This is a genomic window from Bradyrhizobium sp. MOS003, from assembly GCF_003020125.1.
Taxonomy (GTDB): Bacteria; Pseudomonadota; Alphaproteobacteria; order Rhizobiales; family Xanthobacteraceae; genus Bradyrhizobium.
The window spans coordinates 253,121-276,385 of record NZ_PYFW01000008.1 but is presented as its reverse complement, the minus strand read 5'-3'; the positions used below and the strand labels follow the sequence as shown (position 1 = coordinate 276,385).

At 64.0% G+C, this 23,265-nt stretch carries 26 protein-coding genes; 10 read left to right on the top strand and 16 right to left on the bottom strand.

What is annotated here, in order from left to right:
- Window positions 1-41 precede the first annotated feature (41 nt).
- The 6 genes from fabF to C7G42_RS28670 form a co-directional block, all read right to left on the bottom strand.
- Window positions 42-1,307 carry a beta-ketoacyl-ACP synthase II gene (gene fabF / locus C7G42_RS28695; RefSeq protein ID WP_106952270.1) on the bottom strand — a complete coding sequence of 422 codons (1,266 nt, stop codon included), beginning with the start codon at window positions 1,305-1,307 and terminating at the stop codon, window positions 42-44.
- Between the two features lie 108 nt (window positions 1,308-1,415).
- Window positions 1,416-1,655 (bottom strand): acyl carrier protein, encoded by a 240-nt coding sequence (locus tag C7G42_RS28690; protein WP_008130699.1) that lies wholly within the window; start codon window positions 1,653-1,655, stop codon window positions 1,416-1,418.
- A 313-nt stretch (window positions 1,656-1,968) separates the two neighbouring features.
- Window positions 1,969-2,706, bottom strand: coding sequence for a 3-oxoacyl-[acyl-carrier-protein] reductase (fabG, locus tag C7G42_RS28685; RefSeq protein WP_106952269.1), 738 nt, complete (start codon window positions 2,704-2,706; stop codon window positions 1,969-1,971).
- 11 nt (window positions 2,707-2,717) lie between these two features.
- Complete coding sequence (gene fabD, locus C7G42_RS28680; RefSeq protein WP_106952295.1) at window positions 2,718-3,677, bottom strand: ACP S-malonyltransferase; 960 nt, start codon at window positions 3,675-3,677, stop codon at window positions 2,718-2,720.
- Between the two features lie 187 nt (window positions 3,678-3,864).
- Window positions 3,865-4,890 (bottom strand): fatty acid desaturase family protein, encoded by a 1,026-nt coding sequence (locus tag C7G42_RS28675; protein WP_106952268.1) that lies wholly within the window; start codon window positions 4,888-4,890, stop codon window positions 3,865-3,867.
- A 3-nt stretch (window positions 4,891-4,893) separates the two neighbouring features.
- Window positions 4,894-5,595 (bottom strand): TetR/AcrR family transcriptional regulator C-terminal domain-containing protein, encoded by a 702-nt coding sequence (locus tag C7G42_RS28670; RefSeq protein WP_106952267.1) that lies wholly within the window; start codon window positions 5,593-5,595, stop codon window positions 4,894-4,896.
- Window positions 5,596-5,930: 335 nt separating this feature from the next.
- Between C7G42_RS28670 and rpsF the strand changes: the two genes are divergently transcribed.
- From rpsF to rplI, 4 genes are all read left to right on the top strand, one after another.
- Entirely contained in the window at window positions 5,931-6,440 is a 510-nt protein-coding gene (rpsF, locus tag C7G42_RS28665; RefSeq protein ID WP_106952266.1) for a 30S ribosomal protein S6, read from the top strand.
- 5 nt (window positions 6,441-6,445) lie between these two features.
- On the top strand, window positions 6,446-6,685 hold the full coding sequence (gene rpsR / locus C7G42_RS28660; RefSeq protein ID WP_007592020.1) for a 30S ribosomal protein S18: 240 nt from the start codon (window positions 6,446-6,448) through the stop codon (window positions 6,683-6,685).
- 127 nt (window positions 6,686-6,812) lie between these two features.
- Window positions 6,813-7,784, top strand: a complete 972-nt coding sequence (locus C7G42_RS28655) for a YybS family protein (protein WP_106952265.1) — start codon at window positions 6,813-6,815, stop codon at window positions 7,782-7,784.
- A gap of 46 nt (window positions 7,785-7,830) precedes the next feature.
- Window positions 7,831-8,430 (top strand): 50S ribosomal protein L9, encoded by a 600-nt coding sequence (rplI, locus tag C7G42_RS28650; protein WP_106952264.1) that lies wholly within the window; start codon window positions 7,831-7,833, stop codon window positions 8,428-8,430.
- 113 nt (window positions 8,431-8,543) lie between these two features.
- Here rplI and C7G42_RS28645 read toward each other — a convergent pair whose 3' ends face one another.
- The 4 genes from C7G42_RS28645 to C7G42_RS28630 all read right to left on the bottom strand — a co-directional run bounded on the left by C7G42_RS28645 (window position 8,544) and on the right by C7G42_RS28630 (window position 11,222).
- Window positions 8,544-9,008, bottom strand: a complete 465-nt coding sequence (locus tag C7G42_RS28645; protein WP_106952263.1) for a PaaI family thioesterase — start codon at window positions 9,006-9,008, stop codon at window positions 8,544-8,546.
- Window positions 9,009-9,018: 10 nt separating this feature from the next.
- Window positions 9,019-9,615 (bottom strand): TetR/AcrR family transcriptional regulator, encoded by a 597-nt coding sequence (locus C7G42_RS28640; protein WP_106952262.1) that lies wholly within the window; start codon window positions 9,613-9,615, stop codon window positions 9,019-9,021.
- Between the two features lie 108 nt (window positions 9,616-9,723).
- The gene (locus C7G42_RS28635; RefSeq protein ID WP_199581194.1) at window positions 9,724-10,674 is read right to left on the bottom strand and encodes a hypothetical protein; all 951 of its coding nucleotides are present in this window, start codon (window positions 10,672-10,674) and stop codon (window positions 9,724-9,726) included.
- Window positions 10,675-10,976: 302 nt separating this feature from the next.
- Window positions 10,977-11,222, bottom strand: a complete 246-nt coding sequence (locus tag C7G42_RS28630) for a transcriptional regulator (protein WP_245428011.1) — start codon at window positions 11,220-11,222, stop codon at window positions 10,977-10,979.
- Window positions 11,223-11,767: 545 nt separating this feature from the next.
- Between C7G42_RS28630 and C7G42_RS28625 the strand changes: the two genes are divergently transcribed.
- Window positions 11,768-13,276 carry a replicative DNA helicase gene (locus tag C7G42_RS28625; RefSeq protein ID WP_106952261.1) on the top strand — a complete coding sequence of 503 codons (1,509 nt, stop codon included), beginning with the start codon at window positions 11,768-11,770 and terminating at the stop codon, window positions 13,274-13,276.
- Window positions 13,277-13,322: 46 nt separating this feature from the next.
- On the top strand, window positions 13,323-14,600 hold the full coding sequence (gene alr / locus C7G42_RS28620; RefSeq protein WP_199581197.1) for an alanine racemase: 1,278 nt from the start codon (window positions 13,323-13,325) through the stop codon (window positions 14,598-14,600).
- 11 nt (window positions 14,601-14,611) lie between these two features.
- On the opposite strand, the gene C7G42_RS28615 is transcribed toward alr, so the two are convergent.
- On the bottom strand, window positions 14,612-14,833 hold the full coding sequence (locus C7G42_RS28615; RefSeq protein ID WP_106952259.1) for a cysteine rich repeat-containing protein: 222 nt from the start codon (window positions 14,831-14,833) through the stop codon (window positions 14,612-14,614).
- A 40-nt stretch (window positions 14,834-14,873) separates the two neighbouring features.
- Here C7G42_RS28615 and C7G42_RS28610 point away from each other — a divergent pair, with 40 nt between their 5' ends.
- Window positions 14,874-15,644: an exodeoxyribonuclease III gene (locus C7G42_RS28610; protein WP_106952258.1), complete on the top strand. Its 771-nt coding sequence runs from the start codon at window positions 14,874-14,876 to the stop codon at window positions 15,642-15,644.
- Between the two features lie 114 nt (window positions 15,645-15,758).
- Here C7G42_RS28610 and C7G42_RS35935 read toward each other — a convergent pair whose 3' ends face one another.
- The 5 genes from C7G42_RS35935 to treZ all read right to left on the bottom strand — a co-directional run bounded on the left by C7G42_RS35935 (window position 15,759) and on the right by treZ (window position 19,963).
- Window positions 15,759-16,205, bottom strand: coding sequence for an SGNH/GDSL hydrolase family protein (locus tag C7G42_RS35935; protein ID WP_245428009.1), 447 nt, complete (start codon window positions 16,203-16,205; stop codon window positions 15,759-15,761).
- Window positions 16,202-16,651: a hypothetical protein gene (locus C7G42_RS35930; protein WP_245428007.1), complete on the bottom strand. Its 450-nt coding sequence runs from the start codon at window positions 16,649-16,651 to the stop codon at window positions 16,202-16,204. Before C7G42_RS35930 ends, C7G42_RS35935 begins: the two co-directional genes overlap by 4 nt.
- An 18-nt stretch (window positions 16,652-16,669) precedes the next feature.
- Window positions 16,670-17,038 (bottom strand): GFA family protein, encoded by a 369-nt coding sequence (locus tag C7G42_RS28600; protein WP_106952257.1) that lies wholly within the window; start codon window positions 17,036-17,038, stop codon window positions 16,670-16,672.
- A gap of 233 nt (window positions 17,039-17,271) precedes the next feature.
- Window positions 17,272-18,093: a potassium channel family protein gene (locus C7G42_RS28595; protein ID WP_502694241.1), complete on the bottom strand. Its 822-nt coding sequence runs from the start codon at window positions 18,091-18,093 to the stop codon at window positions 17,272-17,274.
- 55 nt (window positions 18,094-18,148) lie between these two features.
- Window positions 18,149-19,963 (bottom strand): malto-oligosyltrehalose trehalohydrolase, encoded by a 1,815-nt coding sequence (gene treZ, locus C7G42_RS28590; protein ID WP_106952256.1) that lies wholly within the window; start codon window positions 19,961-19,963, stop codon window positions 18,149-18,151.
- 382 nt (window positions 19,964-20,345) lie between these two features.
- Between treZ and glgA the strand changes: the two genes are divergently transcribed.
- The 3 genes from glgA to C7G42_RS28575 all read left to right on the top strand — a co-directional run bounded on the left by glgA (window position 20,346) and on the right by C7G42_RS28575 (window position 23,260).
- The gene (gene glgA, locus C7G42_RS28585; protein ID WP_106952255.1) at window positions 20,346-21,755 is read left to right on the top strand and encodes a glycogen synthase GlgA; all 1,410 of its coding nucleotides are present in this window, start codon (window positions 20,346-20,348) and stop codon (window positions 21,753-21,755) included.
- A gap of 21 nt (window positions 21,756-21,776) precedes the next feature.
- Window positions 21,777-22,913, top strand: coding sequence for a glycosyltransferase family 4 protein (locus C7G42_RS28580; RefSeq protein WP_106952254.1), 1,137 nt, complete (start codon window positions 21,777-21,779; stop codon window positions 22,911-22,913).
- A 65-nt stretch (window positions 22,914-22,978) separates the two neighbouring features.
- Window positions 22,979-23,260: a DUF3606 domain-containing protein gene (locus C7G42_RS28575; protein WP_106952253.1), complete on the top strand. Its 282-nt coding sequence runs from the start codon at window positions 22,979-22,981 to the stop codon at window positions 23,258-23,260.
- Window positions 23,261-23,265 lie beyond the last annotated feature (5 nt).

Genomic DNA, 23,265 nt, shown 5'->3' with positions numbered 1-23,265 from the left:
CGCCGAATACGGCAAAACGGTGGATTCGTCTCAAACTCAAACTAACTGACCAAACGCCGGAGGATCACCGACGCATTGGTACCGCCAAAACCAAACGAGTTCGACAAGGCGACGTTGACCTCTCGCTTCTTCGCCGTGTGCGGCACGAGATCGATCGCGGTCTCCACCGACGGATTGTCGAGGTTGATGGTCGGCGGCACGACATTATCGCGAATCGCGAGAATGGCGAAAATCGCTTCGATCGCACCGGCCGCGCCGAGCAGATGACCCGTCGACGATTTGGTCGAGGACATCGCAACCTTGGAGGCGGCATTGCCGAGCAGACGCTCGACGGCACCGAGCTCGATCTCGTCGCCGAGCGGCGTCGAGGTGCCGTGCGCGTTGATGTAGTCGAGATCGGAGGCGGTCAGGCCGGCCCGCTTGAGCGCGGCCGACATGCTGCGGAAGCCGCCATCGCCATCCGGCGCCGGCGACGTAATGTGATAGGCATCACCCGACAGGCCATAGCCGATCACCTCGGCATAGATCCTGGCGCCGCGGCGCTGGGCGTGCTCGAGCTCTTCCAGCACGAGGACTCCGGCGCCCTCGCCCATCACGAACCCATCGCGGTCCTTGTCGTAGGGTCGCGAGGCCTTCTCGGGTGTGTCGTTGAATCCGGTCGAGAGCGCACGCGCGGCGTTGAAGCCGGCAATGCCGATGCGGCTGATCGGCGATTCGGCGCCGCCTGCGACCATCACGTCGGCATCGCCCAGCGCAATCAGGCGCGCGGCATCGCCGACGGCATGCGCACCGGTCGAGCAAGCGGTGACCACCGAATGGTTCGGTCCCTTCAGCCCGTGCTTGATCGAGACGTAGCCGGAGGCGAGATTGATCAGGCGGCCCGGAATGAAGAACGGCGACACGCGGCGCGGCCCGCGTTCCTTCAGGAGGATCGCGGTCTCTGCGATACCGCTGAGGCCACCGATGCCGGACCCGATCATGGTTCCGGTCGCGCATTTGTCCTCTTCGGACTCGGGATGCCAATTGGCATCGTCGAGCGCCTGGCCCGCAGCCGCCATGCCGAAGATGATGAAGTCGTCGACCTTGCGCTGGTCCTTCGGCTCCATCCAGATATCGGGATTGAAGCTGTCGTTGGTGCCGTCGCCGCGCACGACGGTGCAGGCGTATTTGGTCTGCAGATCGGAGACGTCGAAGCTCTCGATCCTGCGCGCACCGCTTTCGCCGTTGAGGATGCGCTTCCAGGTCGGCTCGACGCCACAGCCGAGTGGCGAGACCATGCCGAGACCCGTGACGACGACCCGCCTCATATCCGAAAACTCCGCATCGAAAGATTCACGGCCAATAACAAGAAACCGGCTGACCGCTGGGAAGCGGCCCGTCCGGTTTCAATGTTGTCCCCGCGAAAAAGAAGAGCCTTAGCTCTTCGCGTTCTTCTCGAGAAATTTCGTGGCGTCGCCGACGGTGAGAATCGTTTCCGCGGCGTCGTCCGGAATCTCGCAACCGAATTCTTCTTCGAACGCCATCACCAGCTCGACGGTGTCCAGACTGTCGGCGCCGAGGTCGTCGATGAAGCTCGCAGCGTCGACAACCTTCTCGGGTTCAACACCAAGGTGTTCGACCACGATCTTCTTAACCCGCTCGCCAATGTCACTCATTGCTTAACCTCGTGTTGTTCCCTGTAGACCCGACCCCCCGGGACGATACGAGCCGTCGTGGTCGCGTTACTTGCCTTCGCTTACGAACTTTGATTTGGCCCCATGCTAACCGATACAGGGCCCGGCGAACGTCGGCCAAGGCTCCGCATCGCCAATATACAGGGTTTCAAAAACCTGCAATGGCGTTCTTTGCCCATCCGTTGAAGGTCCGGTTAGCATACTTCAATTACCTTGACTACAAGCCTCATTTCGCTCCGGAAACGGCCGTTTGCCACATCCGGCGCCGTCCCTGTGGGCAGCGCCGAACGAGACGTCAGATCATGGCCATACCGCCGTTGACGTGGATGGTCTGCCCGGTGACGTAGGCTGCTTCGTTTGAACTCAGGTAGACGGCGGCCGCGGCGATGTCCTCGGGCGTCCCCAGGCGGGCGGCCGGAACCCTGGTCAGAATCGTTTCGCGCTGCTTGTCGTTGAGCGCATCGGTCATCGGCGTCTTGATGAAGCCCGGCGCGATGCAGTTGGCGGTGACGCCGCGCTTGGCGTATTCGGCCCCCAGCGTCTTGATCATGCCGATCAGGCCCGCCTTCGACGCCGTATAATTGCCTTGCCCGGGATTACCGGTAACGCCGACCACAGAGGTGATGGCGATGATGCGGCCGAAGCGCTTGCGCATCATCAGCTTGGTGGCGGCGCGCGCCAGGCGGAAAGTCGAGGTCAGATTGATGTTGATGACCTCCTCCCAATCCTCGTCACGAAGCTGCACGAAGAGATTGTCGCGGGTGATGCCGGCATTGGCGATGAGGATGTCGACCTGGCCCATTGCCGCTTCCGCAGCGGGCACCAGTGCCTCGACCTCGTCGGCCTTGGAGAGATTGCAGGGCAGCACGAAGGTGCGCTCGGCGAGCTTACCGGCTAGCTCGTCCAGCACTTCCTTGCGCGTTCCCGAGATCGCGACCGTCGCGCCCTGCGCATGCAGCGCCTGCGCGATCGCGCCGCCGATACCGCCGGTCGCGCCGGTGACGAGCGCCTTTCTGCCAGTCAGATCGAACATCGATAACTCCTCTAGCCCTGCTTCGCAGCGGCCAATGCATCCTTGGCGGCGGCAATATCGTTCGGTCCGCCCACGGCAACGCCGACAGCGCCGTCGGCAATACGCTTGACGAGTCCCGTCAGCACCTTGCCGGCGCCGATCTCGAAGAAACGGGTGACCCCCTGCCCGGCCATATAGGCAACCGACTCGCGCCAGCGCACCGTTCCCGTGACCTGCTCGACCAGACGGCGGCGGATCTCATCGGGATCGGTGATGGCGCTCGCCAGCACGTTCGACACCAGCGGCGCGGCCGGCGCCTTGATCGTGACCTTCGAGAGCGCGTCCGCCATGGCGTCGGCGGCGGGCTGCATCAGCTTGCAGTGGAACGGGGCGGAGACCGGCAGCAACATCGCGCGCTTGGCGCCCTTGGTCTTGGCGATCTCGACGGCGCGATCGACCGCAGCCTTGTCGCCGGAGACGACCACCTGCCCGCCGCCATTGTCGTTGGCGGCCTGGCAGACCTCCCCTTGCGCCGCCTCGCCCGCGACCGCCATGGCGGCCTCGTAGTCGAGGCCGAGCAGAGCGGCCATCGCGCCGGCGCCAACCGGGACGGCCTTTTGCATTGCGAGACCGCGGGTGCGAAGCAGACGGGCGGTATCCGAAACCGTCAGGCTGCCGGCCGCGGCCAGCGCTGAATATTCACCGAGCGAGTGGCCGGCGACGAAGGCGGCGTCCCGTCCCACGGAAAAATCCGCTTCAGCTTCCAACACGCGCAGGGTGGCGATCGAGACCGCCATCAAAGCCGGCTGGGCGTTCTGGGTGAGCTGAAGGGTTTCGGCCGGACCATCCCAGATGATCGCCGTCAGCTTCTCTCCGAGCGCGGCATCGACCTCGTCGAACACGGCACGCGCGACCGGAAAAGCGTCGGCCAGGGCCTTGCCCATGCCGACCGCCTGGGAACCCTGCCCAGGAAATGTGAATGCAGCCGTCATCGGCGCTCCCTGCTTGTCGGGCACGATCCCTTTCAAGGACCGGCAGCCGATTACACGCGGCCTTTACGCACGGCGCTGGGCCATGGTTCCGGATCATGCTCCAAAGGGGGCCGTAGACACTGTCAGGGGCCGGACTGTCAAGCCGCGACGGAAATCCTGGCTGGCATTCGATTGGGGATACGTCCCGTCAAAATCCACCGGCGGTCTGGTTGGCATCGACCTCCGCTCCAGCCTGCGCACGGCGCGCGCTGCTCGCCAACTGCCCCGGCCGATCCTCCCTGTCAGGCCTTGCCGTCGCCAGCCGCAGCACCGCTGCGTAGTTCGGCTGCACCTCCATGCGGTCAGCGTGCCGGCTCTCGCTCAGCAGGTGATGGACCTTCGGCAGATTGTAGCAGGGCACGTAGAACAGCAGATGATGCTCGAGGTGGTAGTTCACATAGTACGGCGCGATGAACAGGCGCTCGAGAACATTGGCATGCGTGGTGCGGGTGTTGCGCAAGGGATCGCTGCTGTCGGGGACGACGGCATGCTCTGCAATGTTACGGATGCGGGTGATGACCATCATCCAGGTCAGAAGTGGCACCAGCCATAGCAGCGGATAGGCCCACCACACGCCGGCCGCCGCGAGTGCTGCGAACATCGCGGCATTGAGCAGGCATTGCGGGCCGAGCTTCTCCCAAAAATGCGCCGCGCGCCGGCGCCACGGCCAGTCCTTCGGACCGAGCGCGTTGAGCAGTTGTGCCTTGCGCTGCTGGTAGCCGGTCTGTCCGGTGATGTCGCGAATGAACTTGCGGCGATAGCTCAGCTTCGTAATCGGAAACGGCGCCGACAGCACGAGATCGGGATCATCTTCCTGCTGGGTGCGCGCATGGTGCTGAAGGTGGTAACGCCGGTAGCTGCGCGTCTCCGCAAACAGCGGATAGGCACAGAACCACTGGCTCAGGGCCAGATTGGTTTTCTCATCGGCGGACAGACAGCCATGCGCGCCGTCATGCATCAGGATCGCAAGGCCCAGCTGGCGCGAGCCGATGATCGCGACAGCGAGGACATAAGTGACCGGATTGGGCCACCACGCGACCAAGGCGATCGCACCGATGATGAGCGCCCAGGCGTGCGCGATCAGGGCAACGCCTTTCCACGTCACACGCTGGCGCACGTCGGCAAGCTGGTCGTCGGTCAGGAAATCGCGGGCACGCATGCGAAGCGCGGTCATGGGCTAGCCTTCCTCGTTCGAATTGCTTGCTGCATCATCGACGAGACGCAGACGTGTCGCCTCACCGGTGGATTTCGCCTGCTCGCCGAGCACGCGCAGCATCTCGGCGCAGAGCGCCTCGGGCGAACGTCCCATCGCGTAGCCTTCGAGAATGATTCCGATCGCAACGGCCCAGAACCGCCGCGAGCTTTCGTCGGGCGCGCGCAGCGAGCGCCAGCCGTGCCGCGCCACCTGGCTCGCATAGGCGCGCGCGCCTTCGCCGTGCAGGCGCTCGATCGTGCGCTCCACGAGCGGTGCGAGATCCTGGCGGCGCCGCGTCAATGTCAGCGCTTCGGCGAAGAACGCCACTGAATCGCTCGCCGTCACGGTCTGCGCCAGCGCATGCGTGTAGTCCCGCGGCGTGCGCGCCTTCAGCGCCGCCTGCTCCGTCGCACGCGCCAGATACAGCAGTTCGCGGCAGGCGCATTCGACGAACAGCGCCTCCTTGGTGCGGAAATAATAGGTGATCTGGCTCGGGAATGCGTCCGCGGCCGCCGCGATATCAGTAATCGCCGTACCTGACAGCCCGCGCTCCCGGAACAACGGGCTCGCCGCATCCAGCAGCAGCGACCGCATCTTGCGGCCGGCCGACCGTGTGGCCCGCGCAGCGTGCTTGGGATCGCCCGTCGAAGCCTCGAACGGAGCCTGGACCGACTCACCTGCCATCAGAACCTCCCGATCCCATTATTTGTATGCTATACAAACAAATAGATCAAGCCGGTATCGAGGTGGGGCTGGCCGCCTCGCCGGTATCGTCTGGCCCAAAACGAGGTGTTCCAACCTTGCCAAGCCGGCCAAAATCCGTATAAGGCGCGCATCCGCAGACCCCGGCCGGGAGCTGAACGGACGGTCTCAGCAAATCATTCGTGATTTTGGTGTGGCAGGGCCAGTCGGCCCGTCGTCCCGTGTTTCCGCCTTCTGAGCTTAATCCCAGAGTCCTTTCCGAAGGCCTCTTAAGGGCTTGACGCCGGGCGATGCGCCAACATGAGGAAAGGACCACCATGGCTCTTTATGAGCATGTCTTTCTCGCGCGTCAGGACGCGAGCACGCAGCAGGTCGAAGAGCTGACTGCGCAGATGACCGGTATCGTCGAGGGTCTCGGCGGCAAGGTCACCAAGACCGAGAATTGGGGCGTACGCTCCCTCACCTACCGCATGAACAAGAACCGCAAGGCGCACTTCGTGCTGCTCAACATCGACGCGCCGTCCGCGGCGATCGCCGAGATCGAGCGCCAGGAGCGCATCAGCGAAGACGTGATCCGCTATCTCAGCGTCCGCGTCGAGGAACTCGAGGAAGGCCCGTCCGCGATGATGCGCAAGGCCGACCGTGACCGCGAGCGCGACGACCGTGGCGGCGGCTTCCGTGGCGACCGCGAAGGCGGTGGCTTCCGCGGCGACCGCGAGGGTGGTTTCCGTGGCGGCGATCGTGACGGTGGTGGCTTCCGCGGTGACCGAGGCCCGCGCCGTCCGCGCGAAGACGCTGAAACCACGACCACGACGGAAGGGGAGTAAGAACAATGGCTGAAGCTGGTGCACGCCGCCCGTTTTTCCGTCGTCGCAAGAGCTGCCCGTTCACGGGCGCCAATGCTCCCAAGATCGACTACAAGGACTCCAAGCTCTTGATGCGTTACGTCTCCGAGCGCGGCAAGATCGTGCCGAGCCGCATCACCGCGGTGTCCGCGAAGAAGCAGCGTGAACTCGCCCGCGCCATCAAGCGCGCGCGGTTCCTGGGCCTGCTGCCCTACGTCATTCGCTAAGACGAATTCAGCCGGCGGCGACATCGCCGCCGGCTGCACTCTTTAATCTCATAAGGCTTCCGGGTCGTCCGGTTGCCGATGGTTGGGGCGAGATGCCTCTAACCGCTCGAAGGGAGCGGGACAGCTGATGATGGCCTTTGTGCTGATAGCCCTGATTGCCGGCGCTGCGTCGGCGCTGATGTTCGCCTCGATCATTTCGGGCGCGCTGATCTCGCTCGTCCTGTTCTATCTCGCACCGCTGCCGCTGATGGTCGCCGCGATCGGCTGGGGACCACTATGCGCGAGCCTCGGCGGCATCGCAGCCGCGATCGGCCTCGGTGCGCTGTTCGGCCTGCCCTATTGCATCGCCTTCGCCGTCACCGTCGCGCTGCCGGCGTGGTGGCTCGGCCATCTCGTCCTGCTCAGCCGTCCAGTCGGACATGTCGCGCCGGACGCCGCCGCGCCCGCAGAGCCCGAGCTCGAATGGTATCCGGTCGGCCGCATCCTGCTGTGGCTCGCGGGCTTCGCCACGCTGACCACGATCGCCGCCCTGCTCACGCTCGGGACCGACGCCGAGACCATCATCGGCACGCTGCGGCGCGGCCTGATGCGCATGCTCCGGGCCACCGACCCGCAAAGCTCCGGCGAGGCCGGTCAGTTCGTCGATGCGCTGGTGCGGATCGCACCGGCCGGGGCCACCATCATCGCGATGATGACGCTGACCCTCAACCTCTGGCTCAGCGCCAAGATTACGGCGACCTCGGGCCGGCTGCGTCGCCCGTGGCCGGACATGAAGACGGCGGAGCTGCCGCCGATGACGCTGGTGGCGCTGTGCATCGCGCTCGCCTTCTGCTTCACCGGCGGGCTGCTCGCGATCGCCGCACAGATCACCGCCACCGCGCTGATGATGGGCTATGCGCTGACCGGCTTTGCCGTGCTGCATACGCTCACGCTGGCGCTGAAGAGCCGCACGTTCTGGCTCGGCTCGACCTACGCCGTCGTGGTCGTGTTCGGCTGGCCGGTGATTGCGATGGTGATCCTCGGAATGGCGGACGCAGTGTTCGGCTTCCGCGAGCGCTTCCTGCGCAGCCGGCAGCCGCCGCCACTGCCAACCGCTTAAGTTCAAGTTCGAAAATCCACACTCAACACTTCAAAGGAGAACGAATATGGAAGTCATTTTGCTGGAACGCGTGAGCAAGCTCGGCCAGATGGGCGAAGTCGTGAAGGTTCGCGACGGCTATGCCCGCAATTTCCTGCTCAAGCGTGGCAAGGCGCTGCGCGCCACCACCGACAACAAGGCCAAGTACGACGGCATGAAGGCCGACCTCGAAGCTCGCAACCTGCAGAGCAAGGGCGAGGCGTCCAAGGTCGCCGAGAAGATCGCGGGCAAGAACATCATCGTGATCCGTCAGGCCTCGGAATCCGGCCAGCTGTTCGGCTCGGTCAACGTGCGTGACATCGTCGTCGCGTTCGAAGCTGACGGCATCTCGCTGGCCCGCCCGCAGGTTCAGCTCGATGCGCCGATCAAGGTCATCGGCAAGCGCTCCATCACTGTTGCCATCCACCCCGAGGTTGAGGTCGAGATCTCCGTCACGGTTGCCCGCAGCCAGGACGAGGCCGAGCGCATCAACCGCGGCGAGGACATCTCGACCCGCAACGAGGACCGCGACGCAGCCGCCGAGGCGATCGCCGCCGCCGGCGAGTTCTTCGATCCGGAAGCCGAGCAGGACGAAGCCGAGCCGGCGCCGGCTGCGGAAGAGAAGTAAGCCACAACTCGTCATGCGCGGGCCTGACCCGCGCATCCATCAAAGGGATTTTGCTCAAGTCGATGGATTGCCGGGTCAAGCCCGGCAATGACAGGTATCGAAACCCGGTCGCCTCAGGCGGCCGGGTTTTTCGTTTTTGCGGCGACGTCCTCGCTCAACATCGCGATCGAGGCCAGCGCCGTTGCCGTGTGCTTCTCGACACCGTCGCTGACGCAGAACACGTCGGCCGCGACCACCGACACCTGGCGGCCAGGCTTGATCACCCTCGCGCGGCAGATCAGCCTCTCGCCGACCGCGGGTGACAAATTGAGCTTGTATTCCGCCGTCAGCGCCGGCTGGCCGCGCGAGGTGGCGGCTGCGATCGTCGTGGCGTTGTCGACCAGGAAGGCGGTGACGCCGCCATGGAAGAAGCCGTGCTGCTGCAGCAGCTCCGGCCGGCGATCCACGGCGATCGTGCAGGTGCCGCGCGACAATTCCGAAAGCTCGGCGCCGACCAGGTTCATGAAGCCTTGCCGACCGACATTGGCATGAATGCGTTCGGAGATCGGTGCAAATTCAGGATCTGCCTCGTTGCGCATATCGCTCTCCTTATCGTTTGTTGATGCGTTCGGGCGGTCGGAGCGCACGGCAGGCGCAGGCGATCAGCGTGTCGGCCTCGACGCGCGGATCGGCGCGGTCGCGTCCCGACAGGAAAGCGCGGCAGAAGATCTGCGCGGGACCGATGAGCTGGCTCACGAACATCACCGGCGTCATCGGCAAGAGCTCGCCGTTTGCGACCAGCGGCGCACGCCAGCGCTCGATGCCCTCGGCGAGCCGCGCATTCTGCGCGCGCTGGGCGTCGCGGACGTCCTCGCCCCACTCGCTCCGCGAAATCTCGAACAAATAGCGCGCCTCGCGCCGGCTGGTCACGACCCAGTAGAGGTGGGCCCGGATCAGCCGATCGATGCCCTGCTCCGCATTGGGCACGGGATCGAGCGTGGCCAGCACCGCGGCGTGATAGTGCCGCAGGACCTCCAGGAACAGCGCGCCGGCGAGCTCCTTCTTCGAGGCAAAGGCGTGGAAGAAGCTGCCGTTGGAGGCGCGCGCCCGGGTGCGGATCGCGGCCACCGTCGCAGCTTCGAAGCCGACGCGGTCGAACACGATTAGCCCGGCTGCCAACAGGTCGTCCCGCACGCTCGCCGTCATCAACGCCTCCTAGAGTATCACTCTAGAGTATTGCTCTAGCGGTGGTCAATACGATGCGGAGGCCGCGATGAACGCGGCCTCCGCATATCGATAAGAAAAGCAGCTGGCTTAACGCGAGATCGGCGGTGCCGGCGGACCGGAGGACTCGGCTGGCGCGGCAGACGGGGCTGCTGCGGTCGCGGGCGGAGCCGGCTGCTGCGGCTTGGCCGCCGGTTCGGAACTGGCCGCAGGCGCAGCCGGTTTGGGAGCAGCCTCTTCCGTCGGTTTGGGTGCCGCCGGCTCGGCAGGCTTCGCGGCGGCCGGTGCAGCCGGCGTCACCGCCGGGACCGGATCGGGCCGCAGCGCCGGAGCTTCGGTGCCGCGGGGCTCGACCTTGGCGCTCTCGGGCTTGGTCTCGGCGGGCTTCTCCGACGCCTTGCTGCTATCGGGCTTGGCCTCGTCGGGCTTCGGCTCGGGCTTGGACTCCGGCTTGGGCTCGTTCTTCTTCTCTTCGGTGGCCGGCGCGGCGGCGTCGACCTTCGGGGCTTCTTCAGTGCCGGGCTTGGCGCGCCGCTTGCCCTTGCGTCCCTCGGGCGCAGCCTGCCCCTCGGGCTTCGTGCCGTCCTCGGCCGGACGTGCGGCGCGCTTCTGGCGCGCACCATCCGCAGCGGGAGCAGCCTCGCCGTCCGGCTTGGCGGCGTCCTGGGCGCGCGGCCGGCGGCCCTGATGCTCGGGATTGGAGCTGGCATCCTTCTCCTTGGCGCCGTCCTTCTTGTCCTTGCCGTCCTTGGCCTGATAGCGCGTATCGGCGGCGCCGTTGGAGACGAGATAGGAGGCGAGGATGCCCGCCATGTCCGAGCTCGTGGTGTAGTGCTGGCGCAGGAAGCCCGGCAGGGAGCCCGGCGCAACGGACTTCAGAAGTCCGCGCGGGCTCTTGTGACAGGCATTGCAGGTCTGCGAGAAAATCTGGGACGGGGTTTTGCCGGCCTCGAGGTTGGTCGCCTGCGCAAGAACGGTATCGGACGCGCCGAAGCCGATCAGAAGCACTACCGTCGCGAGGCTGAGCGCTCGGCTCGACATTCCCATCATCTCCATTGAATTCCGAGAGGTGCAGCCGGCATCGGGCGCGGCGGGGTCACCTTTTATCCGATTGAGCCACGAATGGAAGCAGGCACCACGCGCAAGAATGTGATTAGGCGGTTTGAGGATATCGGCTGTGAACTCAGCGCATTAGCGCAGCCGCCCCCAAAGGCGCGGCGCAAGCGGCCGAGCAGCTCTCCGACGGGGTGCTGGTGACGCGCGACTACATGCCGCGTGAGGAGATCCGGCGAGCCCGCGAAGGCTCGAGCAAGCCCAGGCCCAAATTGGCTGGTGAATAGATCCTAGTGACGCAGGATCGAAATCTGGCAGGAGCGGGAAAGGGCTGTTAACGCCAGTTGCGCCTGCAGCTCGACCATGATTTCGGGTGCGACAGGCTGGCGACGGATTTCGGGTCGTTCCGCGTGCTCCATGGCCGCAATCAGCCCCGAGAGCCAAAGCCGGCTGCCGGCCTCGCTCCGCCAAATCTGGTGCTGCCGTTCTGGCCGCATCGCCTGCCTCGTTCCCTGTTGGCGGATCGCGGGAGACAATTCCCTTCTCCGCCTGCCTGTTCCGTCCATACCCCCGAAAGAATCCGGGGAGATGTGATCCAATTCACATAAGTCTGGTCGGGCCTGGCTTAGACCGTCGCCATGAGCAAAGAGACCCAAACCTCATTCGACGTGCAGGACGACCTCCGCACCGATTTTGCCCTGATCGTTACCGGCGTCGGGGCGGCTCTGGTGGCACTGGTCTACCTCCTGCTGATCTGAAGGCGAGACTGAAGCCGCCAGCGTGCGTCATTTCGCGCGTTTCTGGATTCGTCTGTGCGCCGGTCCATAAGGTTCATGCCATTTAGGGCTCAGGCTATAAGGCTCACGGTTTCAGGATTTTTCCATGGCGCGGGCGCGGCCGCTTCCTGGCGGGGGCGAGTTCCGCAAAAATCCGTCAAGCGCGGTGCGTGCTGCGAGCGTTAATCATCCACCATTTTAACTGAGCGGTTGATAGCGGTCAGCTTTCGCTTCCGCTTTCGCGTGCGGCGGCGCTTTATCCCGGCCCCGCATCCGCCCAACAAAATTGCTAAGCACGTTGGACCATGGCCCTGACTGATTCGAACGTCCTCAAACTCGCGCCCGAGCCCGGCACTCCCGCCTATCGGAGCGCGCCGCATAATATCGAAGCGGAACAGAGCCTTCTGGGCGCGATCCTGGTCAACAATGATGCGTTCTACCGTGTCTCCGACTTCCTCGAGCCGAAGCATTATTTCGAGCCGCTGCACCAGACCATCTACGAGACCGCGGCCAGCCTGATCCGGATGGGCAAGGTCGCCACGCCCGTGACGCTGAAGACGTTCCTGCCCGCCGATACCGACGTCGGCGGCATGACCATCGGGCAATATCTTGCGCGCCTCGCGGCCGAAGCGACCACCATCATCAACGCCCAGGACTACGGCCGCACCATCTACGACCTGGCGCTGCGCCGCGACCTGATCGGCATCGGCGAGGACATGGTCAATGTCGCCTATGACGCCCCGGTCGATTTCGCGCCGCGCGCGCAGATCGAGGATGCCGAACGCCGCCTCTACGAACTCGCCGAATCCGGTCGCTATGACGGCGGCTTCCAGAAATTCTCCCAGGCACTGGCGGTCGCGGTCGATCTCGCCGCAAAGGCGTTCCAGCGCGACGGCAAGCTGTCCGGCATCTCGACGGGGATGCGCGACCTCGACACCAAGATGGGCGGCCTGCAGCACTCCGACCTCATCATCGTCGCGGGCCGTCCTGGCATGGGCAAGACGTCGCTGGCGACCAACATCGCCTACAATGTCGCGCAAGCCTATGTTCCGGAAGTCCAGGCCGATGGCACCACCAAGGCCGCCAATGGCGGCGTGATCGGCTTCTTCTCCTGCGAAATGTCGGCCGACCAGCTCGCAACCCGTATCGTGGCCGAGCGCACCGGCGTTCCCTCCTCCCACATCCGCCGCGGCGGCATCTCGGAGGCCGATTTCGAAAAGATCCGGGAGGTCTCGATCGAACTGCAGTCGCTGCCGTTCTATGTCGACGCGACCGGCGGCCTGTCGATCGCGCAGCTGATGGCGCGCGCGCGCCGGCTGAAGCGACAGAAGGGCCTCGACCTGCTGGTGATCGACTACATCCAGCTGCTGTCGGGCTCGGGCAAGCGGAGCGATAATCGCGTGCAGGAAATCACCGAGATCACGACCAGCCTGAAGGCGCTGGCGAAGGAACTCAACGTTCCCGTGATCGCGCTGTCGCAGCTGTCACGACAGGTCGAGTCCCGCGACGACAAACGGCCGCAGCTGTCCGACCTTCGTGAATCCGGCTCGATCGAGCAGGACGCCGACGTTGTGCTGTTCGTGTATCGCGAGGAATACTACCTCGCCATGAAAGAGCCGCGCCCGGGCACGCCTGAACACGAGAAGTGGCAGCTCGACATGAGTCTTGCGCACGGAAAGGCCGAGGTCATCATCGGCAAGCAGCGTCACGGCCCGACCGGCACCGTCGACCTGGCCTTCGAAGCCTCGGTCACACGGTTCGGCGACCTCGCCCCCGACAGTCAGGTCCCGGTTCGCAGCGGCAACGACTACTGAGTTCCTTGAACAGGACCTGCCTCTTGCGTAAAACGACGCCATGACAATGGCGTCCGACCCGAAAACCGTCTCGCAATCCGGCCTTCTCTCCGCGGAGGCCAATCAGGCTGCCGCGCTCGCTGCCTATGGCGGCGTGCTGACCGTCGATCTCGACGCCATCATCGCCAACTGGCGCAAGCTCGAGAAGACCGCGGTGCCGGCCGAATGCTCGGCGGTGATCAAGGCCGACGCCTATGGCTGCGGCGCCGCCGAGGTCGCGCGTGCGCTGAGCAAGGCCGGCTGCAAAACCTTCTTCGTCGCCACCATCGAGGAAGCGCGCAAGGTGCGCGCCGCCGTCCCGGAGCCCACGATCTACGTGCTCGGCGGCTATTTCCAGAACACCGGCGAGCACTACGCCAAGATCAATTGCCGTCCCGTCATCGGCGACCTCAACGAGCTCGCCGAATGGGACGTGTTCTGCCGCCGCACCGGCTGGACCGGGGGCGCGGCGATCCACATCGACACCGGCATGAACCGGCTCGGTCTGACATTATCGGAAGCGCAGGCCATCATCCCGCGCATCAATGCCGGCGATCACGGCATCACGCTGGTGATGAGCCATCTGGTCTCGGCCGAGCAGCTCAACAACCCGGTGAACGCCAAGCAGCTCGCGGCCTTCCGCGGCATCGCCAGCGAGTTCTCCGGCGTGCCGGCGGCGCTCGCCAATTCCTCCGGCATCTTCCTCGGCGCGCCCTTCCAGTTCGACCTGGTGCGGCCGGGCGCCGCCCTCTACGGCGTCAACCCGACGCCGGAGGCCGACAATCCGATGCAGCCGGTGGTCGACCTCAAGGCGCGCATCGTGCAGATCCGCACCATCGAGCGCGGCGAGAGCGTCGGCTATGGCGGTACCTGGACCGCGCGGCGGCCGACCAAGCTCGCGATCATCGCAGTCGGCTATGCCGACGGCTATTTCCGCGCCGCCAGTTCCAATGACGGCACCCGCGGTGCCGAAGTCATCGTCGCCGGCAAGCGGTGCCCGGTCGCCGGCCGCATCTCGATGGATCTGATCGCGATCGACATCACCGATCTGCCGCCGAACGCGGCGCGGCGCGGCCATATGGTGACGCTGCTCGGCGAAGGCATCACCGTCGACGAACTCGCGCATCATTTCGGCACCATCGGCTATGAGGTGTTGACCAGCCTCGGCCACCGCTACGCCCGCCTCTACAAGGGCGGCAATGTGGAGGAGCCGCTGACGAAGCCGGTTCCGGCGAGCACGGCGGAGCAACCGCCCTCCCCGCCACCGATCGAGCAGCCCGCGGCGCCGCCGCCGCTGCCCACCTAGTCGTCAGCCGCTTACTTCTTCTTACGGCCGTCGAGCGCCGTCTTGCAGGACACGCTGAGCTGGTCGCGCTTGGCGTCGAGGCAGGCCACGACACGGCCGCCACCGGGCGCGATGCCGGCGCAGAATTTGTCATAGTCTGCCTTGCACGCACCGCGCGGGTCGGACGATTGTGCCGACGCAGCCCCTGAGAACGCGAGGGCGACGACGATGGCGGCAAAGTTCAACTTGGACATTGTATCTCCGGATACGGAAGGCAGGAGCCGGTAGCTCTACATGAAGATCGCGACGTTCAACATCAACAACGTCAACCGCCGCCTGCCAAATCTGTTGGCATGGCTGGGCGCGGCAAAGCCCGATGTCGTCGCGCTTCAGGAATTGAAGGCAAGTGATGGCGAATTTCCGGCGGCCGCGATCGAAAAGGCCGGCTATGGCGCAGTGTGGCGAGGACAGAAGACATGGAACGGTGTCGCCATCCTCGCCCGCAATGCAGAGCCCATTCTCACCCGCGACCGCTTGCCTGGAAGGCCCGGCGATCTCGAAGCCCGCTACATCGAGGCCGCCGTGCGCGGAATCATCGTCACCAGCATCTATCTGCCGAACGGCAATCCGCAGCCGGGACCGAAATTCGACTACAAGCTGGACTGGTTCGCGCGGCTGAAGCGCCACGCCAGGAGCTTCATTAAGCAGGATCTGCCCGTGGTGCTCGCCGGCGACTACAACGTCGCGCCAACCGAGATCGACATCTATCCGACGCGCTCATGGGACAAGGACGCGCTGGTGCAGCCGAAGAGCCGCGCGGCCTATGCTTCGCTCGTCGAGCAGGGCTGGTGCGATGCGATCCGCGAACTGCATCCGGACAAGCGCATCTACACGTTCTGGGACTACAAGCGGAACCGCTGGCCGCGCGACGCGGGGCTGCGGCTCGATCATCTCCTGCTGAGTCCTGCGCTGCTCTCACGGCTGGCCAAGGCCGGCGTCGACAAAAAGATTCGCGACGAGGACGGGGCGAGCGATCACGCGCCGGCGTGGGTGGTGTTGAAGTAAGCGAGGTGCCGTAGGGTGGGCAAAGCGAAGCGTGCCCACCCTAAATCGATTAAGGAGAGAGATCGTGGGCACGGCGCAGACGCGCCTTTGCCCACCCTACGAGATCACGCGGGTTCACCGCCCATAATAGTCCTGCACCGTGTCCCACGCCGCCTTTTGCAGCAGCTGCGTCGTCCCGACATCCAGACCCATCGTGTAGGCATTGTCGACGGGCGAACGGCCCGTCAACGCGGCAAACGTAACGCATGCCGCAAGATAGGTGCCCGCCGGACTCGGATGCCGCTTGTCCGGTGCGTAGAGATTGAGCTCCGGCTGCAACTTGCGCACGCGCGCGAAGGCAAGACCCGCAGGAATGACCAGCGCATCGTTGGCATTGCCTGCGATCGTGTAGGCTTCGGCCAACGCTTCCGTCATCTCCGGCTTGTCGGCATAGGCCCAGGACATGAGCAGCACCGGCCGCATGCCGTGGGCGCGGACGATCTCGCTGTCCTTCTTCGCGAAGGCCGTGAACGCATCCCTCAATTGCGGATGGACCGGGCACTGGCTGCAATCCATGATCACGACGGCGTCGTACTGCCGGCCCGGCTTGTTGAAGACGACGTTGTTCTCTCGTCGAAGGAATATGCGCCGAGGCCGCCCGGCCGCAGCAGGTTGTCCATGTCGTGCCAGTCGAGGCCGGAGCCGCCGATCGTCACCATGGTGTTGCGATACACAGCCTTATTGGCGGGATCCATAGCCCGCTCCATGAAGGTCAGATGCCCGGGCATGCCGTTGTTGTAGTAAAAGAAGCTGTTGCCGACGAACAGCGCGGCCTTGGGGAAGTCTGGTCCGAGCGAAGTCACCTTCGGCTTGGTCTGTGCCTGTGCATTGAAGCCGGCTGCAACGGCCAGACACAATGCGAGCATCACTCGCGCAAAAAAACGCGTCATGGCTTCCTGCCCTTTTTCAGGGCCGGACCAAATCAGCTTTTCGAAATCGCCCCAAGAGCACGAACGTGCAGCAGACACATGCGCGTACTTGCAGGCTCACCACAGATTCTTGCCGTCGATCATGTTGACCGGCACGGCCTCCAGATCGAAATCGTCGAACAGGCGCGCGTTCACCGCGACCTTGGGGTTGTCGAAATCCGGCTTGCCGGTCGACCAGTCCGGCGACTCTGAATAGGTGCCGCAGCCGCAGCTCGCGCAAAAATGGTGTTTGACCGTGCGGCTGCCCCAGAGATAGGTCGCGACATTGTCCGGCGGTGACAGCAGACGAAACTGCGCCGGCGTGTAATAGGCCCATAACACGCCGCGCTTGGCGCAAAGCGAGCAGGTGCAGCGCGTGACGTTCGTGGGCGGCTCCGTCACCTCGAACACCGTTTCACCGCAATGACAGCTTGCCTCGATCGGCATGACCCGCTCCCCGTTTTGTCAGGAGATGGTCGTAGCCTGCCCCTGCTGCCAACATGCTGTCAGCAGCGGCTGCCTGGACAAAAAACGTGAAAACAACCCCATGCACAGTAGCACACCTCAATCGATTCAATGACTTACGCACCCCGAATGCCAGATTGCCCTTGCCCCGGCAAACACCCGGCGCGATGTCAGGCATGAGTGACGTCCGCCGGCGTGAATGGGCGTGAGGCCGTTCAGGTCGCGCCTTCATCGGGAATATTGAGGAGTATACCGCAGGCTTTGCAATGCACGGCGTCGGCATCGTGCCTCTGCAGCCCGCAATCCGGACATGGAAATCGCACTTTGTTGGGACTGAGAAGCGCGCGGGCGAGATTGAAGAACAGGGTCACGCCGAAGATCATGATCACGACGGTGATGAGACGGCCCAGCGTGCCCGGCAGCGTGATGTCGCCGAAGCCGGTCGTCGTCAGCGCCGTCACCGTGAAATACAGCGCATCGGCGTAGTTGTGGATCTGTTCGTTACGAAACTTCTGCGTCTCGTAAACGATGCCGGTCATGACGAATATGAAGACGGCGAGGTTCGTGACAGCGAAGATGACGTCTTCGTTGCGACGAAAAAACGGAGAATCGATGCGGAGCCTCGCCAGCATCTGGTAATCGCGAAGCAGCCCCAGCGTTCGCAGGATCCGGAGGAAGCCGCCCGCCTCGCCGGCAAGCGGTGCCAGGAAGGATACGATCGCCACCATGTCAGCCCAGGTCGCGACCTGACGGAACTTCCGGAAGGGATGACGGCCGACGAGCAGTCGCGCCGAGAAGTCGGCAAGCAGAAGCATGCCGAACAGAACGTCGAGCGTCTCGATGATCTCGCTGGGATGCAGGAACGAGGTGGCGATGATGAACAGCACCGTCACGATGTCGAAGGCAAGCAGCGCGTAGCGGAAGCGCACGCCATTTGGCGTAGCGCCCTCGTACAGCCGCCGGACGTCGCTTCTGAGGGACAACAGGGTCACCGCCTCATGATCGCGATTTGCCCAGCCAATTGCAACCGGGAGCATGCGTTCGCGCACCGGGTCCGGTCGAGACAGGCGCGATCGATGCTGCTGTGAAAGGTCATGGCTGACCAAGCCGGGCAATGATGTCGCCCGGCAGGAGCGCTTGTTCTTGCGCCGGCCCTCCCCGCCAAAGGCATTCGCCCGCCACCAGCTTCGGCATGGGTAGCGGCCGGTCGGCAAAGTTAGCGACAATCTGCAGAGTGTCTCCTTTCTCTGTCTGCCAGCGCACGTCTATCCCGCCCTGACGCGGATGATCGCCGAGCAGTTCGCGGTGCGCAGAGGCGAAACCTTGTTCGATCAGCGGCACGATCTTCTCGCGCCGGATCGTCAGCAGCCGCGACGTCACCGCTCGAAACTGCGCACGGCGGGGAGACCGATCGATGTCGTTCCAGTCGAGCTTCGAGGCATGAAAAGTCCTCTCGTCGCACGGATCCGGAATTCTGGCGCGCATTTCAGGCGTCGAGAATGACTTGAAGTGCGAGAACTCCTTGCGCCGCCCTTCCCGCGTCAACTCGGCGGCTTCTCCCGTCCAGTCTGCGAAGAACAGGAACGGCGTTTCGACGGCCGCCTCCTCACCCATGAACAGCATGGGAATATGCGGATTGAGCAGAACCAACGCCATCGCCTGGCCAAGCTTGTCCGGACTGATCAATGTCGACAGTCGCTCACCTAGAGCCCGGTTACCGATCTGGTCGTGGTTTTGGGCGAAGAAGACGGTGGCGTCCGGCGGCAGATGGGCGCTCGGCTCGCCGCGAGGCTCGTTATGAAGCGCGAAGACCTCGCCCTGGTAGGCAAAGCCTTCGGTGAGCGATCGCGCAAGATGTTCGAGCGGCTTGTCCGCAAACGCGCGGTAATATCCCTCGTCTTCTCCCGTCAGCAGGACATGAAGCGCATTGTGGAAATCGTCACCCCACTGGGCGTCGTAATGTCTCGGACGTCCTTCCACGCGATCCAGCAGATGCGCCTGATTGGCCTCGTTCTCCAGCATCAGATGCACGCGCCGGCCCGGCAATTCGTGGCGGATGGTCTCGGCAAGCTCGGCGAGAAAGTGCCGCTCGGAATCGTCTTTCAGCGCGTGAACTGCATCGAAGCGCAGCCCGTCGAAGCCGTAGTCGCGCAGCCACATCAGCGCGTTCTCGATCAGGAATTCGCGCACCAAGGCGCCGTCTCGTCCCTCCAGGTTGACGGCAGGCCCCCAGCCGGTGGTGTGACGCTGGGTGAAGAAATTCTCCGCGTAGCTGTGCAGATAATTCAACTGCGGCCCGAAATGGTTATGGACCACGTCGAGATAGACCATGATGTCCAGCGCGTGAGCTGCCCGCAAAAGCCGCTTGAGATCCTGCGGCCTGCCGTAGCGCGCATTGGGCGCATTCAGCAGAACGCCGTCATAGCCCCAATTGTACCGGCCGGGGACATCGTTGATCGGCATGAGCTCGATCGCGGTGATGCCGATATCGCGCAGATAGGGCAACCGGTTCTCGACGCCCGCATAGGTTCCCTCCTCGCTGAAGGTGCCGACGTGCAGCTCATAGATCACGGCTTCCGGCCATGCACGCCCCGGATAAACAACGGCATCACGCAGCGTAGCGGTATCGACCACTTCGCTTGGTGCGCCGACATCATCCGGCTGGAAGAAGGAGGCCGGGTCAGGGACGATCAGGTCCTCGTTGATCCTGAACTGATAGCGCGTGCCGGCATGCGCGGTCGGGCTGAGCAGCTGATACCAGCCGTCGTCATCGCGCGACATCCGTTGCGGGGGTCGGCCGGCCTCCAGCAATTCCACCGAGCGGGCCGACGGGGCCCACAGGTTGAAGCTGACCCCATGATCGACGATGTGAGCACCGTGGCGCCGAGCCTGGCCGGCAAGTCCCAATCTTTGAATCAAATTCGTCTGCCTTCGCCTGCATGCTCGGAGAACGGCATGCCCGGGAGTGAAGTGCCATGGGCGAGCCGTCACGAGTACTTAAGGATGCCTGGGGACAGGAAAGCTGACGTTCGTATATTCGTTCCTCGCAACAGCCGTGCGCGCGTCCACATTTCTTCACCCGTTCCGCCAAAGATGCGCGGGAGGACGACGCGGCTCACTTGTGTACATTTTTACACTCAACGACAAAAAAAGCTCAGTCGCAGGCGGAGCTTAGGAACTTTTGTTGCATCGCAGAATTCAAAGGAACAGCGCTTCACTGAGGAAGCGCCCTTGGAATTCGAAGATGGTTGGCAAAGACCACTATTGTCCCGGTTGGTGGGCATAGCGAATGCGGATCCTGTTCGCGACGCCTGAAGTATCAGACTTCATTCAAGTTGGCGGACTTGCCGCCGTTTCTGCGGCCCTGCCGCGCGCCTTGCGAGATTTTGCTGACGTACGCGTCATCATTCCAGGCTATCCGGCGGTCCTGCGCGGCTTGAGCGATCTCAAGACCGTGGGTCGAGGCCCGCCGTTTGCTGCCCTGCCGGCGTTCGACGTTGATCTCGGACACACCGCGGACGGTCTGGCCTACTACGTCGTACGCTGTCCGGAGCTATTCGAGCGCGACGGCACGCCCTATGCCGACGGCAGCGGGGCGGATTGGGGCGACAACAATGTGAGGTTCGCGACCTTCTCCTACGCGGCCGCGCAGCTTGCCAGGGGATTGGTCGACAAGGATTGGTCGGCCGATCTGGTTCACGCAAACGATTGGCAATGCGCGCTGATCCCCGGCTATCTGGAATGGCACTACGCGCACATTCCGACCGTCTTCACGATCCATAATCTGGCCTATCAGGGTGTCTTCGACCGCAGCTCTCTCGCTCCGCTCGGGATTCCCGAGGCCAGCTTCAACATCGACGGCGTCGAATTCTACAACCGCCTGTCCTTCATCAAGGCGGGTCTGGTCTATGCCTCGCACCTGACGACCGTCAGCCAGACCTATGCGCGGGAGATCACCACCGCCGAATTCGGCTGCGGTCTCGAAGGCCTCCTGAGGCAGAGAGCGGAGCGCAACCAATTGTCCGGCATCCTGAACGGCATCGACGAGAGCTGGGATCCGCGAACCTGCTCATCGCTGCTCCAGCCGTTCGGGGCCGGCGACTGGGCCGAACGTTCCATGAATGCCGACGATGTCAGGGATCAGTTCGGGCTAGCGGTCTCCCGTGGCCCCCTGTTCGCCCTCGTCGCGCGGCTCGTGCACCAGAAGGGTGTCGACCTCGTCATCGAAAGCGCGCAAGCCATCGTCGATGCCGGCGGCCAGATCGTCGTCACGGGCAAGGGCGAACCGCGGTTCGAGCAGGCCCTGCTGCAGGCACAGGCTCGCGCGCCGGGCTCCATCGCCGTCAAGATCGGCTTCGACGATGCCGAGGCGCGGAAGATCTTCGCCGGCAGCGACTACACGTTGATGCCGTCGCGCTTCGAGCCATGCGGGCTGAGCCAGATGTATGCCCAGCGCTTCGGCTCCCTGCCGATCGGCCATCGCACCGGCGGCCTCGCCGAGACCATCGTCGACGGCGAGACCGGCTTCCTGTTCGACCATGTATCGGCGCCGGGCTTCCTAGGAAGCCTCTGCCGGGCCTTCTCGACCTTCGGCATGAAGGATCGCCTCGACCACATGCGCAGGTCCGCGATGGCTCAGGCCTTCAACTGGAGCCAGTCGGCCAAATCCTACGCCGCGCTCTACAAATCATCGATCTAGCGGGCATCGGGGGGACGAACCATGAAGATCGCGCAAATCGCTCCACTGGTCGAAAGTTGCCCTCCGCGTTTTTACGGCGGCACCGAGCGGATCGTCTCTTACCTTACTGAAGAACTTGTACGACAGGGCCACGAGGTGACCCTGTTCGCGAGCGGGGATTCGATTACATCGGCCGAACTGGTACCCTGCTCCAAGATGGCCTTGCGTCTGGATCCCGGTGTCAAGGACATGACGCCCCATCACGTCATGATGCTGGACAGGGTGGCGCATCGTGCCCACGAATTCGACGTGCTTCACTTCCACATCGATCACCTGCACTATCCCTTGATGCGGCCCTATGTGGATCGGATCCTCACCACATTGCACGGGCGGCTCGACCTGCCCGATTTGATGCCGTTCTACTCGGCCTTCCCCGACGCGCCTCTGGTCTCGATCTCGAATGCGCAGCGTCGTCCGATGCCGCCCGTCAACTGGCTGGGCACCGTGCTTCATGGACTGCCCGAGAATGTCCTGACATTCCGGCCCGAGCCGTCCGGCAACTATTTTGCCTTCCTGGGCCGCATTTCGCCGGAAAAAGGGCCGGACAAGGCGATCGAGATCGCGGCCAGAACCGGCGTCCCGCTGAAGATGGCCGCGAAGATCGACGCCGCCGACCAATGCTATTGGGATCAGGTCATCGCGCCGATGGTGGCTGCCCATCCGAATGTCGAGTTCATCGGCGAGATCAACGAATTCCAGAAGGCCGACTTCCTGGGCAATGCCCGCGCGCTTCTGTTTCCGATCTGCTGGCCGGAGCCGTTCGGCCTCGTCATGATCGAAGCCATGGCATGCGGCACGCCCGTGATCGCTTTCGCCCACGGATCTGTGCCTGAGGTCATCGACCACGGCGTCAGCGGATTCGTCGTGAACACAATGGACGAGGCGGTTGCCGCAGCACATTCGATCGGCTCGCTCCAGCGCCATGCGATCCGCGCGCAGTTCGAGCAACGCTTCACCGCCGAGCGCATGGCCAAGGACTATCTCGCCGCCTATCGCCGCTTGCCGGCGCTGAGGCGTCCGCCGCAGCTAGACGTACTGACGATCCCTGCGGGCGAAGAAGCAATCCGGATGCCGGTACCTACCGTCAGCCCGGACCCGAGCGCGGTGAGCGCGGGCTGAAGCCGACCGCGGGCACTGGAACAAGATCATAGGGCCACGGTTGCCAGTGAACACGGGAGTTCGCCATGCGCCGCTCGACACCGAAGCCGATCCGCAACAAGCTGGACCTGACCGACCGCGTGCAGATGCGCCTGGTCAGAAAGCGACTGGGCCTCTCCGAGACAGAACTGACCGCAATTGTCGGACGGATCGGCAATTCGATCTCTGCGATCAGCAAGGAGGCGGCCAAACAGCGGGCTGTCGAGCTGCCCAAGCCGGCCGAGGTGCCTCCCGCAGCCGTGATCGCTTCGGCATCGGCATCCGAGCAGGCAGCAACCGAAGTGACAGCAACAGCGCCGATTTCCTAACCGCG